Here is an 11,929-nt window from a genome sequence, read left to right as displayed (position 1 = left end):
AAAGCACCCGTTTCCGTCCAGACATGCAAACGCCCGCCGAAGGGGCGGGCGAGGCATATGCTGCAATGCAGCAATTATTTACGCGGCAGCGTGCTCGCGGGCGATGTTCTCGATCTGGAAGCGCGAGATGCCGAGATCGTCGAGCTCGCGGTCGGAGAGCAGCGAAAGCTCACGGACCGTCTCCCGATAACGCAGGTAAGCGCGGACTTTAGACAGGATGTAAGACACGAACATGAGGAGCTCCTAACAGTTAACCGGCCCGGTCTGGCCGGTGGCCTTTGTTCTTGCGTGTGCAATGCAGCATATAAGTGCGGACATCGCCTGCGAGGAGCGGTAATAATGTAAGCCTGTTATGCTTTAGTAGCATGGCAGGCTAAAGCCGCGTTAACTCTGTTGCGGTGAGGACATGCTGGGGAGCAGGGTCGTCGTGGCCTTCTCCATTTCCAGGCGGGTCCGCGGCAGGGCGTGAGGGTAGGTCTCCTGGAGCCATGCGATCAGCTTCTCCCGGATCTCGCAGCGGAGGTCCCATGAGGTTCCGGCCGAGCGGGCGCTCATGAGACCGCGCAGCTCGATGGTGCGGTCGTTGGCGTCGGAAACGTGCATGACGGCGACCTCGCCGTCCCAGAGATGCGATTCCTTCAGCAGGTCCAGGAATTTCGCCCGCACCGCCTCGACGGGGGTGGAATAATCGACGTACCAGAAGACCGTGCCGATCACCGAGGCCGACTGGCGGGTCCAGTTCTGGAACGGCTTTTCCATGAAATAGGAGAGGGGCACCACGAGCCTGCGCCAGTCCCAGAGGCGGATGACCACGTAGGTCGTCTGGATGTCCTCGACATTGCCGAACTCGCCTTCGACCAGGACCGCGTCCCCGAGCCGGATCGGCTGCGTGATGGCGATCTGGACGCCCGCGATGAGGTTGGACAGGACGGGACGGGCCGCCAAGCCCACGGCCAGGCCCGCGACGCCTGCGGAGGCGAAAAGACTGACGCCGTACTGCCGCACGGACGGAATCGTCATCAGCATCGCGGAGAGGGTCAGGAACCCGATGACGATCACGACGACTCTCCGCAGCAGACGCACCTGCGTCAGGAGCTTGCGTGTGAGCACGCTGTCCTCGGAATCCTGCTTCGCCTGCCGCAGGTAAAGGTCCGCCGCGGTGTTCACGATGGTGATGGCGCTCCATCCCAGGAAGATGATGAAGCCGAAGAGCAGTCCCCATTCGACCAGGTCATAGCTGCTGCCGCGGTTCGGCAGCGCCTGAATGATCAGGCCGAGCCCCACCACAAGGAGGCCGAGACGCGAGGGCGGACCGATGCGCCGCAGCAGTTTTCGCCCGAATTCCGACAGGCGGCCCTGCACGGCGAAGCGAACCAGGTGGAGGAGAACCGAATGGAGAAAGAGCAGCAGGAGGCCCGAGACCAGAAGGAAAACGAGGTTGACCAGCCAGTCGGGCCAAAGATCCTGCCACCGCGCCAATGCGTCGGTTATCGTCACCGTAATGCTCTGCATGGAGGCGCAACGCAACGTCGCGGCAGGTGTTCCGGCGGGCCGTCCGTGCCGGGAATGCCCCGTCGCGAGCGGGATTCCTTGCTCGGCGACGGGTCCGGGCATCAGGAAGCGTAGCGAGGCGGTGCTCTGCGGCGTCACGACGCAGACATGAGAACAGCCCTGGAGGCCAGGGCTGTTCGGGACCCGGAGTCGGGCGACAGGTCAGACGATGTAGAAGTTGTCGCTTGCCAGGGAGAGCCCGGCCTTGAGCTGGGCGAAGCGCACCGCCGAGGCGCCTCCGGCCCCGTCCGGATCGTAGAGCAGGGCGCCGGTCTGCTTGTTGTAGATGATCCGGTCGGAGGAATCCCGGGCCGCCGACCCGGTTGCGAAGGCGGCGTCCGAAAGCCACCCGTCGGCCCCCGCCCGGGAGAACACGCGGCTGTCGAGCATGATGGTGTCGTCGCGAACGGAGAAATCGGTGATCTTGTCCACGCTTCCCGTCCGCGGCCGAACGTCGAAGACGAAATAGTCTTCTCCTGCGCCGCCCGTGAGGCTGTCGCTGTCGGCGCCCCCGCTCAGATAGTCCTTGCCGGAGCCGCCGCTGAGCGTGTCGCGTCCGCTGCCGCCGTAGAGATCGTCGTCTCCGAAAAGGCCGTAGAGCTTGTCCTTGCCGGAATCGCCATAAACGGTGTCGTCGCCGCCATAGGCCCTGACGATATCGTTGCCTCGCCCCGCCCGGATGAGATCGGCATAGTCGTTGCCGTAGAACCGGTCGTTGCCGCCGTTGAGCCTGATGAACCAGGCGTTGGCCTCCAGATCCGCGATCGTGGTCTGGAGATCCAGGTCCCGGATCGACAGAACCTGATAGCCGTCATCCTCGTAGATCAGGTCGTCGACGACGATATCGTAGCCGTCGCTCCAGTACCGGGCGCTGAAACGGTCGATGTAGTCGCTGCCGAAGACGTCGAAAATCGCGAGTTCGCCGTCGTCGAAGACCAGATCCGTCGTGACGTAGGGATCGGGTCTCATGAAGGCCCATCCGGAACTGCTCGTCGTCGACATGTCGAAGCCGATGCCGGCGATATTGAAAGCCTGAAAAATGGCCATTGCAGCGCTCTTCTGAGGGGAACTGAAGTAACGCTATCCTATGAAGGTAAACGTGAACTCAATCTGTACATGGCCAAGTTCCCCTGTTCAGGATCGCCACTTGGGAATCGGGCGGTGCTTGGCCGGGGCTAACCATGTCGCCGCCCGCCCCATTGCAGGAAGCGCGGCGAGGCTTCACAGTCCCCGCCAATAGCAGGCCACATGACGGGAGGGGTGCACATGCAGCAGGTCATGACGTTTCTTTTCAGCAATTTCACGCTGACGCTCTTCGTCGTCGGCCTCATCGCCGCGACGGTGTCGCTCATGCGCCATCCGCGCCCCTGGAGCCGTGGCGTCGTGGTCGAGGCGCTGCTGTCGTGGTTCCTGTTCTTCTCCCTAGGCGTCAGCTTCCTCTACAACTTCATCATGCACGTCTTCTTCTCCGAGATGGCGGCCTCCTTCATTGGGTGGCAGACCAGTCCGTTCCAGAAGGAAGTCGGCTTCGCCAGCCTCGGATTTTCCGTGGTCGGGTTCCTTGCCTTCAAGGGGAGCTTCGGAGCGCGGCTTGCGGCGATCCTGGGGCCGGCCTGCTTCCTCTGGGGCGCCGCCGTGGGCCACGCGGTGCAGATGGTCGAGGCGCACAACTATGCCCCCGGCAATGCAGGCGTGATCTTCTATACGGATATCTTCATCCCGCTCATCGGCCTGGCGCTGCTCTGGATGCGGCGGGAGCACGGTCTCTCGCCCGCCGTCAGCGCATACCGATAGCTTCGCGGCAGCCCCTGGAAGGGCCGGCGTCCGGCCCTTCTCCGGTGGTCGGCGCCAAGCTCAGGCCATGCTGTCCATGGCCTGCCGGCAGGCCTGCTCGCAGCGGCGGCAGGCTTCGGCGCAGATGCGGCAATGCTCGTGCATCTCGGCATGGCGCTGGCATTCCTCGCCGCAGACGCGGCAGGCGGTCATGCAGGCATTGAGCATCAGACGGATGACCTCCTCGTTGGAGCCGGTCCGCCGGGTCGCGATCGTGCCGGTCGCGTTGCAGACATCCGCGCAATCCAGGTTCAGACGGATGCACTGGGTCAGGTTCTGGACCATCGACTCGCCCAGGCACGCATCGGCGCAGGACGTGCAGATCTGTGCGCAGTCGAAGCACTCTTCGATGCAGCGGATCAGCACGTCGTTCGTGCTGCCCTTCACGTGGGGATGCGTGCTGATCATCTCGTGAGCATGCATGAAAGTCTCCTATGTTGGCGGGGAAGGCTGCTCCGGCGCAAAGGACCCGGAGCCCTTGGACGCCAACCATGCGGCCTAGGGATGGTTCCTGGAGCCGCCGTTCGGGGAAAGCACGCCACTCGCCAGGGCGACCCCCGTCGCCGCCGCCGCAATGCCCGCGACCGCCACCGCATCCGGACTTTCTCCCAGCACGGGAATGGCGATCAGGGCGGCCAGGACCGGACCCAGCGGCGAGACGGCCGCGGCGCGGGAGGCGCCGAGCCGGTCGACGGCAAAACCGTAGAGCACGATCCCGAGCACTCCCGACATGAACCCCTGCAGGAGGGCCTGCAGCAGCACCGGGCCCGCGAGGCCGTTCGCGAGGGCAGTCGCCAGTTTCGGTGCTCCGAACGGCACGAGCAGCAGCAACGACCAGGTTCCGATCAGCGCGGCGGCCTGGAGGGCCGACAATCCGCAGCGGCGATAGGCATGGGTGTAGATGCCCCACAGGCAGGCCCCGCTCAGAAGCAGCAGATGGCCGCGCCATGCGCCTCCCGCTGGGTCGAGCAGCCCGCGTCCGCCGATCAGGGCGACGCCGACGAGGATCAGCCCGAAGCCCACGATCCGCAGCCGCCCCAGGCGTTCCCCGAAGACGAGCCAGCCGATCAGGGCCACGAAGAGCGGCATGGTGCCCGGCAGGAGCGGGCCGATTTCCGCCGCCGGGGCGAATTGCATTCCCAGGGCGACGACCAGGAAGAACGGCGCCCCCGAGCCGAGGAGCGCAAGCCCTACGAGCGGTGGGAGCCCCTTGGGGAACAGGCCCGTGCGCCAGACGATGGGGGCGAGCACGAGAGCCGGTACGGCAAAGCGCAGCAGACCGACGACGACAGGCGGAAGGTCGTTGGTCACCGCGTGACGCGTGCCGACCATCCAGACGGCCCAGATGGTCACGGTGGCGAAGGCCGCGAGCCAACCGGGGAGGGAACTGCGGTCCCGGCCGGCGCGACCGGGGACGGCATGGACGGATGCGGATTCGGACATGGCAGACCTCCATTGCGGATGCTCCGAGCATACGATTGCAGGCCGGGGCATGTCCTTGCGAATTCGTGCCTCATCGTGCTTCGATATTGGCAGGAAATTGCGCCTGATAGCCCCCGGACGAGCCGATGCCCTACATCAATCTCGATGCCATCGATCTGAAGATCCTGCGCGCCCTCCAGTCGGACGGGCGCCTTACCAACAATGAGCTGGCGGACCAGGTCGGCCTGTCGCCGTCCCCCTGCCTGCGCCGTGTCCGACGCCTGGAGCGGGACGGATTCATCCGCACCTACCGCGCCGTGCTCGACCGGGATTCGGTCGGACTCGGGCTGACGGTCTTCGTCGAGATCAAGGTGGAGAAGCACTCGCGCGACAACGCCAGGGCCTTGCAGGAAGCGCTGGAGGCCATGCCGGAGGTGGTGGCCTGTCACATGGTTTCCGGCACGGCGGATTTCATCGCCGAGATCGTGGTTCCGAACCTGAAGGTCTACGAGCGCCTGCTGACGGAAAGACTCCTGACGCTGCCCATGATCGGCGACATCCGCTCCAACTTCGCGCTCACGCGCGTGAAGTCGGACGGTCCCCTGCCGCTGACCCACCTCAAGCGCGAGGCGGGGGGCAGGGAAGCCGTGGGGGATTGCGACTGATTGGGCGGCCCGTCACAGGCGGCGGACGGTGGAATGTCCGGCGGTGTCGGCTCTGCCGACACGGTCCCGCTCGACCTCCACGTGGAACTGCTCGACCTTCGGGCTCTCGTCGCGGATTGCGCCGATCCGATAGCGGTAGGCGAGCTCGCCTCCGAGCCAGCCGCTGAAGAACAGCAGCGCGGTCGTAATCCCGGAGATCGTCAGGCCCCAGTTCTGGATGCCTGCCGCGGGATCGTCCCAGCGAAGCCAAAGGTTGAGCGCGGCAAGGCCCACGACCACCAGGTTCGCGATCATGTGCGTCCAGGAAACCCAGATGTTGCGGACGCGGTCGATGGACATGAAGTCGATGAAGCCCGGAATGGCCGCGACCAGGGCGGTGACGATGCCCGACAGGAGGAGCCAGAAGGACGCTCGTGCCCAGAACGTATCCGCCGTGCTGCGGAAGGCGATGTCGCTCGCAAAGGCGCCGATCAGGAAAGCGATGGGGAAGACGACGAGCATGTGATGGAGCGGATGCTTGGCGATGGACGCCGTGCTTTCAACCCCATGCCGATGAAACTGACCCATAGGAGCCTCCGTCTGCGATTTCCTGTGAAAATGCGGCGGTGAAGCTTTCGTTCCGGGTGGCATTCGGAGCACTCCCCACGGCGGGATTTCGACCATGGGGAGTGGCATGAGACATGCGTCAGTTGGCGCTCCTGCGCCTGAATCCCCGTAGATGACGCGCCCTGATCGAGGCGGCGGCCGAGAGGTATTCGCCCGCTGCGCAGGGGTCGAAACGGGACAGGGCCTCGATGACGTCGTCGATCCGGGACCTCGGCGTCAGATCCGGGGCCGCGCCCTTGGACACCTGCTCGATGACCAGCTCGTCACGGACCCAGGAGAGCAGGATCGTGCGCTTCTCCTCGTCTGTGAACCAGGGGTGATCCACCACTTCGGCCGGGTGACGGAAGACGGCCGCGGGGTCCAGGAGCGCGTCCAGGAACGAGGGACGGCAGAGGTCTTCCGGATGGCCGTGCCCGGTCATGTCAGGTCTTGCGTCGATGGTGCTCCCGATCTGTTCCAAATCATCCCTCCTCGTCGCGCAAGGTACGTGCCCCGGGCGGCGTCTCCGCCCGGAGCCTGCAGCGGGTTCCTTAGTGCTTGGTCCGCTCGCCCCTGTTGATGGCGATGCGCTTCACGTTCGCGCCGGCCTCGGCCGGTTTCGGCAGCTTCACGGTGAGGACGCCGTTCTTGAACGAGGCTTCGACCTTGTCCTCCTCCACATCCCAGCCCAGCGGGATGCGGCGCTCGAAATGGCCGTAATACCGCTCGCTGAAGGTGTGGTCCTTGTCCTCCGTCTCGGACCGCTTCTCGCCCCGGATGATCAGGGTGCCGTCGGACATCAGAACCTCGACATCCTTCTCGTCCAGGCCCGGAAGCTCCGCCGAGATGCGCATGTCGCGCTCGGTCTCCGTCACCTCCAGGCTGGGCCAGCGGGCCATGCGGCCGAAGGGGCTCATGTCGAAGCCGCGGAAGACGTCGTCGAAGAGCCGGTTCATCTCGCGATGCAGGGTCATGAAGGGATCGCCCTCGTCGCGATAGCGGGTCGGGGTCTGCTGGTTGCGACCCCACGGAATGAGATCGCGCATGTTCATGGTGTTCTCCTCCTTTCGTTCATGCGGATGCGCTCGGCGTCGGCCATGGGCCGGCGCCGTTCGGCATGGCAATGCCGCTGCGTGTTATGCCGCCTTGTTCTGCTCGGACTTGTCGTGCTCGATCACCTTCTGGCCGCTCGTGCTGTTGGTGATCGGGATGCGGCGCGGCTTCATCTCTTCGGGCACCTCGCGCACGAGATCGACGATCAGCAGGCCGTTCTCGAGGTGCGCCCCCGTGACGTTCACGTAGTCGGCCAGGCTGAAGGTCTGCTTGAAGGCGCGGGTGGCGATGCCCCGATGCAGGAACTGGACGTTCTCCTGCTCGGCATGCTTCTGGCCCGACACCAGCAGCAGGTTCTCTTTCTGGGTGATCTCGATCTCGTCAGGGCCGAAGCCCGCGACCGCCATGGTGATGCGGTAGTGGTCGTCGCCGCTCTTCTCGACATTGTAGGGCGGCCAGTTCGGCAGGGGCTCCACCCGGGCCGTCTGGTCGATCATGTCGAAGAGGCGGTCGAAGCCGACCGTCGAACGGTAGAGAGGGGAGAGGTCGAAGGTTCTCATCGCCATATCCTCCAATGAGCAACATGGATCCGAGAGCGCCGGACACCCGCCGGCGCCCGCTTCGCCAAGCTCAACGAGCCTTGGCGAGCGCCGATATGGGAATCGACCCGGCTTTTTGCAAGGGGCGGTCGCGTTCCGGGGACCTCACTCGGAGAGCGGCGTGCCCACGCCGAGCAGGGCCTCGCCCTTGTTCACCGAGAGGCTCGTCAGGCGGTAGAGAACGAAGCCCTCCTTCTCCGAGCGCACCGTGGCGAGGACGGTGCCGAACACGTCCCTGATCTCGCCGAGAACGTCGTCGACGCAGACGATCTCCGACAGGTCCTTGGCCGGGTACCACAGGCCGTCGGCGGGCGCCGTCGGCACCCACATGGTGACGTAGGCCGGCACCTGCGGCGGCGGCAATACCGGCTCGTCGACCATGCCCAGGTAGTGCATGACGCGCCGGATGCCCGCCATCATCTCGCCCACGGTGTCCTCGCCCCAGAGGCCGTTGCCGCTCACCTCCGGCAGCACGCTCGGCACGCCCACCCGGTAGGCCGCGTTGATGGTGTAGCCCTCGCCGCCGGCCGCGACCGCCACGGGCAGCCCGAAGACGGTGGCGAGGTTCTTCGAGACCTCGCAGTCCTTGGGATAGAGCGTGAAGGGCGCGAGGCTCTCGTCCAGGTCGCCGCCATGGAGGTCGAGATAGGCGTCGGCCTGCGGATAGACCTCGGTCACGAGCCAGTGGGCGAGGCGCTCGCTGGTCGTCCCGTCGGGCTTGCCCGGAAACATGCGGTTCAGGTTCTTCCCGTCCTCCGGCATCACGTAGATGCTGCGCTTGCGGAAGCCTTGAACGTTGAGGATCGGCAGAACGAGAAGCGTTCCCCTGATCTCCTCCGGCGACATGCGCATGAGCCGCGCGGCGGACTCGATCGAGCAGTATTCCGAGCCGTGCACTCCCGCGGTCACCAGCAGGAGCGGCCCTGGTTCCGCGCCTTCGACGAGGCCGAACGGAATCTCGACACCCTCGAACGGGCGGATGTGGCCGTGTTCGGTGCGGGGCTTACCCGTGCGCAGCGGGGGAAGTGTGTTCATCGGCGGAAATCCGTTCAGGGGCGTGAGTGCGGGGCTTGCCGAATAGGCAGCGTCCGACATTCGCAGATCACGGCCACGATTCGAAGGCCCAAAGGGAGGGCTCCAGCGCCGGCGGGCCGGGTCAGCGCCGCACACCCTCGGCGCGGATGACCGCCCGCAACGGACCGTATTCCGTCTGCGTCCGGACATCGAGCTGAACGCGCCCGCTCGTCTGGGTTCCGACCGCATCGAGCGCGCGGATTCGGTTCGAGGCGACCAGCGCATCGGCCCGCACCCGGCCGCTGATGCGCACGCAGGTGGTCGAGTTCTGGAGCGCTGCGAAACCCGGCGGGCAGAGGGAGGCCTTCGGCGCCGGTCCGCGTGCGCTCTCGCGCGGGCCCGCATGGGCGGGAGCGACGAGGACGAGACCCGAAAGGGCGAGGGCGAGAGGCAGCGGCTTCATGGCTTTCCGGTCTCCGTTGCGGCGATGATAGCGCAGATTGGCGGCTTGAGGAGAGGGGGCGGCGCAGCGGGGCCCGGCGATCACACGTTCCCCGCGAGGGAGCGGGCCGAGAGCGAACGGCGGATGCTGTCGTCGAGATCCGCCGCGTCGTAAGGCTTGCGCAGGATCGGGAAACCTTCGTCCATCGCCGTCTGGGCCATGCTGCTGTAGCCCGTCGTCAGGAGGATCGGCAGGCCGGGATACCGGTCGCGGATGGTCCGCGCGAGATCGACGCCGTTCGAGTCTCCCGGCATGACGATGTCGCTGAAGACGAGGTCGAACCGGGCGCCGCTGCCCAGCACGTCCAGGGCGCTGCGGGGATCCGCCGCCTGGGTCACCCGGTAGCCCAGTTCCTCCAGGTTGCTGCGGGTGACCTCGGCGATGTCCGCATTGTCCTCCACCAGGAGAATGTGGCCCTGTCCGTCCGGGCGCGGCGCGGGGACTGCGCGGTCGGCGTCTTCCGTGGCCGGCTTCATGGTGGGCGGCAGGTAGAGCGTGATGGTCGTGCCGTGCCCAGGTTCGCTCGTCGCAACCGCCGTGCCGCCCGACTGGCGGGCGAAGCCGTAGACCTGGCTCAGGCCGAGGCCGGTTCCCTTGCCGACCTCCTTCGTGGTGAAGAACGGCTCGAACACGTGCGGCAGCAGATCGGCCGGGATGCCGCTGCCCGTGTCGGACAGGCTCAGGGCCACGAAGGAGCCGCCGATGTCGAGCGGATCGGCTCCGGACAGGGAGACGTTGCGGGCCTCGATGCGCAGGCTGCCGCCGTTGGGCATCGCGTCCCGCGCATTGACGGCGATGTTGAGGATCGCGAGTTCCAGCTCGCTCGGATCCACCTTCACGTTCCAGGTCTCGTCCGGCACCCGGACCTCGACCGCGATGTCGCCGCGCAGGGACGAGCGCAGCATGTCCTGCAGGCCGGAGAGATAGCGCGGCAGGTTCACGACGGCCGGTTCGTGCGTCTGCTTGCGCGAGAAGGAGAGGAGCTGGCGCGTCAGCCCGGCGCCGCGCAGGGCGGCGTTCTCGATGGCGTCGAGGGAGCGTTTCTGCCGCTCGTCAGCCGGGAAGCGCCGGAGGCGGTCGACACTGCCCTTCACGACCATCAGGAGGTTGTTGAAATCGTGCGCCACGCCGCCGGTGAGATGGCCCAGAGCTTCGAGGCGCTGGGCCTGCTTGAGGGCGGCCTCCGCATTCTGGCGCCGTTCGATCTCGGCATGGAAGCTCTTCGTCTGCGCCAGCGCATAGAGGCTGAGGCCGAACAGGACCAGGGTGGTGGGAACGCCGAAGGCCAGGAGCCCCGCCATGGCGGAGCGGAGTTCGCGCCAGATGGCGGCGGTCTCGATGCCGACCTGCGCATAGACCGGGAAGCCCGGCACCTTGCGGTAGCCGATACGGCGTTCGATGCCGTCGATCTGCGACAGGGCCGTGAACTGGCCGCCCTCCGGCGCATCCCGGATCGCCTGGACGAAGGTGCTCTGGGCGTTGAGCCGCATCGTCTCCGTACCGCGTGACGGATAGCGGGCGAGGAACTCGCCGTCGGCGCGGATCAGCCCGAAGGAATCCGCGATTCCCTGGGACATGCGGGCATAGAAATCGCGAAAATGCTCCGGCCGCACCGAGATCGCGATGATGCCGTCGAAGGCGCCGTCGGGGCTCGGCCTCCGCTGGCTGACCACGAAGAACTGGATGCCCCCGATCTTGGCCGTGATCGTCCGGCCGATGAAGGTCCCGGCGTCCTGCTCGGCCTGGGCCCTGAAGTAATCCCGGTCGGAATTGTCGAGATTGCGCGGGACGGGAAAGACCGTGCTCGAGACCAGCGGACGCCCCGAGCGGTCGAAGACCCAGATCGCCTCGATCTGGGGCAGGTGGTCCTGCGTCTGCCTGAGGCGGCGTTGAAGCCGCTCCTCCCCGGCGCGGATGTCCTCCGGCGGGAGATCGCGCAGGATCTCGTTGGTCTCGGCGATGGTCCGTTCGATGGTCTGGAAGGCCTTGAGGGTGTGTTCCTGGAGCACGTCGAGCGCACGCTCGATGCGCTCCTCCGCCTGCTGCTCGATCCGTCGGTGGTTGGCCCAGGCCGAATAGGCGAAGAACAGGGCGGGGCCGATCAGGCTCGCCACGACGAGGACATGCAGGGGCCACAGAATGCTTCGGCTCTTCTGCTTCACGCGACCCACGAACAAGCCCTTCCTGGCCCCGTCTTGCGAAAACTCTCGCGGCGGACCGTTATCCGCCGTCCGCAGGACACGCAAGCTCGGCCGTAACAACGTCCCGCCTCGGGTTTTGTTCCGGGGAGGGCGCTTTGATCCGCTCGGACGCCCATGCTAAGCCTGACCGCAGAGCCGGACGCATCCGGTTCCGGGGTGTGAGAACCCCTTACGTAGCGGCAAGCATCTGCCGTGATGATGCCTTCCTTGCCTTAGGGCCGGGGAGGCGCTGTCGCATGTCCAGGGCGAAAGCCTAAAGGGCAGCGCGGTCGTCCCTGACGGCTTCTCAACTCCCCGACCACCAGGGCTCCTGGTGGTCGCCTCACTCGAAGGGGAGTTTTTTGCGATGGACCAGCCCTATTCCGTCTGGGCCGACGTGCTCAACAAGTTCCACACCTCGTCGGACGCCATCCAGGCGCTGTGGCTCCTCACCGTAGCGGTAACTGTGCTCGGCACGACATGGATCGTGATGCGCGGCTTGCGCGATATTGTGGCGGCCTGATC

General features: G+C 66.0%; 15 protein-coding genes. 3 read left to right on the top strand and 12 right to left on the bottom strand.

Annotated features, from left to right (window positions below; genetic code table 11):
- Positions 1-78 precede the first annotated feature (78 nt).
- From LGR44_RS17585 to LGR44_RS17575, 3 genes are all read right to left on the bottom strand, one after another.
- Positions 79-234: a DUF1127 domain-containing protein gene (locus LGR44_RS17585; RefSeq protein ID WP_226742008.1), complete on the bottom strand. Its 156-nt coding sequence runs from the start codon at positions 232-234 to the stop codon at positions 79-81.
- Between the two features lie 150 nt (positions 235-384).
- A complete protein-coding gene (locus LGR44_RS17580; RefSeq protein ID WP_226742007.1) occupies positions 385-1,497 on the bottom strand; it encodes a mechanosensitive ion channel family protein in 1,113 nt (370 codons plus the stop codon).
- A gap of 216 nt (positions 1,498-1,713) precedes the next feature.
- Positions 1,714-2,598, bottom strand: a complete 885-nt coding sequence (locus LGR44_RS17575) for a calcium-binding protein (RefSeq protein ID WP_226742006.1) — start codon at positions 2,596-2,598, stop codon at positions 1,714-1,716.
- 219 nt (positions 2,599-2,817) lie between these two features.
- On the opposite strand from LGR44_RS17575, the gene LGR44_RS17570 reads away from it, so the two are divergent.
- The gene (locus LGR44_RS17570; RefSeq protein WP_226742005.1) at positions 2,818-3,345 is read left to right on the top strand and encodes a DUF6790 family protein; all 528 of its coding nucleotides are present in this window, start codon (positions 2,818-2,820) and stop codon (positions 3,343-3,345) included.
- Between the two features lie 60 nt (positions 3,346-3,405).
- Here LGR44_RS17570 and LGR44_RS17565 read toward each other — a convergent pair whose 3' ends face one another.
- Together LGR44_RS17565 and LGR44_RS17560 are read right to left on the bottom strand one after the other, a co-directional pair.
- Positions 3,406-3,807 (bottom strand): four-helix bundle copper-binding protein, encoded by a 402-nt coding sequence (locus LGR44_RS17565; protein ID WP_226742004.1) that lies wholly within the window; start codon positions 3,805-3,807, stop codon positions 3,406-3,408.
- A 75-nt stretch (positions 3,808-3,882) separates the two neighbouring features.
- Positions 3,883-4,827, bottom strand: coding sequence for a DMT family transporter (locus LGR44_RS17560; protein ID WP_226742003.1), 945 nt, complete (start codon positions 4,825-4,827; stop codon positions 3,883-3,885).
- A gap of 125 nt (positions 4,828-4,952) precedes the next feature.
- Here LGR44_RS17560 and LGR44_RS17555 point away from each other — a divergent pair, with 125 nt between their 5' ends.
- Positions 4,953-5,471 (top strand): Lrp/AsnC family transcriptional regulator, encoded by a 519-nt coding sequence (locus LGR44_RS17555; protein WP_226742002.1) that lies wholly within the window; start codon positions 4,953-4,955, stop codon positions 5,469-5,471.
- Between the two features lie 12 nt (positions 5,472-5,483).
- Here LGR44_RS17555 and LGR44_RS17550 read toward each other — a convergent pair whose 3' ends face one another.
- From LGR44_RS17550 to LGR44_RS22000, 7 genes are all read right to left on the bottom strand, one after another.
- Entirely contained in the window at positions 5,484-6,038 is a 555-nt protein-coding gene (locus LGR44_RS17550) for a DUF2231 domain-containing protein (protein ID WP_226742001.1), read from the bottom strand.
- Between the two features lie 118 nt (positions 6,039-6,156).
- Positions 6,157-6,537: a hypothetical protein gene (locus LGR44_RS17545; RefSeq protein ID WP_226742000.1), complete on the bottom strand. Its 381-nt coding sequence runs from the start codon at positions 6,535-6,537 to the stop codon at positions 6,157-6,159.
- A 70-nt stretch (positions 6,538-6,607) separates the two neighbouring features.
- The gene (locus tag LGR44_RS17540) at positions 6,608-7,108 is read right to left on the bottom strand and encodes an Hsp20/alpha crystallin family protein (RefSeq protein ID WP_226741999.1); all 501 of its coding nucleotides are present in this window, start codon (positions 7,106-7,108) and stop codon (positions 6,608-6,610) included.
- A gap of 84 nt (positions 7,109-7,192) precedes the next feature.
- Entirely contained in the window at positions 7,193-7,669 is a 477-nt protein-coding gene (locus LGR44_RS17535; protein ID WP_226741998.1) for an Hsp20 family protein, read from the bottom strand.
- Positions 7,670-7,813: 144 nt separating this feature from the next.
- The gene (locus LGR44_RS17530; RefSeq protein WP_226741997.1) at positions 7,814-8,743 is read right to left on the bottom strand and encodes a succinylglutamate desuccinylase/aspartoacylase family protein; all 930 of its coding nucleotides are present in this window, start codon (positions 8,741-8,743) and stop codon (positions 7,814-7,816) included.
- 121 nt (positions 8,744-8,864) lie between these two features.
- Positions 8,865-9,185: a porin gene (locus LGR44_RS17525; protein ID WP_226741996.1), complete on the bottom strand. Its 321-nt coding sequence runs from the start codon at positions 9,183-9,185 to the stop codon at positions 8,865-8,867.
- Between the two features lie 80 nt (positions 9,186-9,265).
- Positions 9,266-11,395: a hybrid sensor histidine kinase/response regulator gene (locus LGR44_RS22000; RefSeq protein ID WP_226741995.1), complete on the bottom strand. Its 2,130-nt coding sequence runs from the start codon at positions 11,393-11,395 to the stop codon at positions 9,266-9,268.
- A 376-nt stretch (positions 11,396-11,771) separates the two neighbouring features.
- On the opposite strand from LGR44_RS22000, the gene LGR44_RS17515 reads away from it, so the two are divergent.
- Positions 11,772-11,927, top strand: coding sequence for a hypothetical protein (locus LGR44_RS17515; protein ID WP_226741994.1), 156 nt, complete (start codon positions 11,772-11,774; stop codon positions 11,925-11,927).
- The last annotated feature ends 2 nt before the right edge of the window (positions 11,928-11,929 follow it).

This window comes from Microvirga lenta (assembly GCF_020532555.1).
Taxonomy (GTDB): domain Bacteria; phylum Pseudomonadota; class Alphaproteobacteria; order Rhizobiales; family Beijerinckiaceae; genus Microvirga; species Microvirga lenta.
Note: the sequence above shows the minus strand (reverse complement) of the source record. Positions and strands in the feature narration are given on the sequence as shown.

Excerpts from the sequence above, each read along its gene's own strand:
- LGR44_RS17585 (WP_226742008.1), bottom strand. The coding sequence starts at position 234 with ATGTTCGTGTCTTACATCCTGTCTAAAGTCCGCGCTTACCTGCGTTAT.
- LGR44_RS17575 (WP_226742006.1), bottom strand. The coding sequence starts at position 2,598 with ATGGCCATTTTTCAGGCTTTCAATATCGCCGGCATCGGCTTCGACATG.
- LGR44_RS17570 (WP_226742005.1), top strand. The coding sequence starts at position 2,818 with ATGCAGCAGGTCATGACGTTTCTTTTCAGCAATTTCACGCTGACGCTC.
- LGR44_RS17565 (WP_226742004.1), bottom strand. The coding sequence starts at position 3,807 with ATGCATGCTCACGAGATGATCAGCACGCATCCCCACGTGAAGGGCAGC.
- LGR44_RS17560 (WP_226742003.1), bottom strand. The coding sequence starts at position 4,827 with ATGTCCGAATCCGCATCCGTCCATGCCGTCCCCGGTCGCGCCGGCCGG.
- LGR44_RS17555 (WP_226742002.1), top strand. The coding sequence starts at position 4,953 with ATGCCCTACATCAATCTCGATGCCATCGATCTGAAGATCCTGCGCGCC.
- LGR44_RS17550 (WP_226742001.1), bottom strand. The coding sequence starts at position 6,038 with ATGGGTCAGTTTCATCGGCATGGGGTTGAAAGCACGGCGTCCATCGCC.
- LGR44_RS17540 (WP_226741999.1), bottom strand. The coding sequence starts at position 7,108 with ATGAACATGCGCGATCTCATTCCGTGGGGTCGCAACCAGCAGACCCCG.
- LGR44_RS17535 (WP_226741998.1), bottom strand. The coding sequence starts at position 7,669 with ATGAGAACCTTCGACCTCTCCCCTCTCTACCGTTCGACGGTCGGCTTC.
- LGR44_RS17530 (WP_226741997.1), bottom strand. The coding sequence starts at position 8,743 with ATGAACACACTTCCCCCGCTGCGCACGGGTAAGCCCCGCACCGAACAC.
- LGR44_RS17525 (WP_226741996.1), bottom strand. The coding sequence starts at position 9,185 with ATGAAGCCGCTGCCTCTCGCCCTCGCCCTTTCGGGTCTCGTCCTCGTC.
- LGR44_RS17515 (WP_226741994.1), top strand. The coding sequence starts at position 11,772 with ATGGACCAGCCCTATTCCGTCTGGGCCGACGTGCTCAACAAGTTCCAC.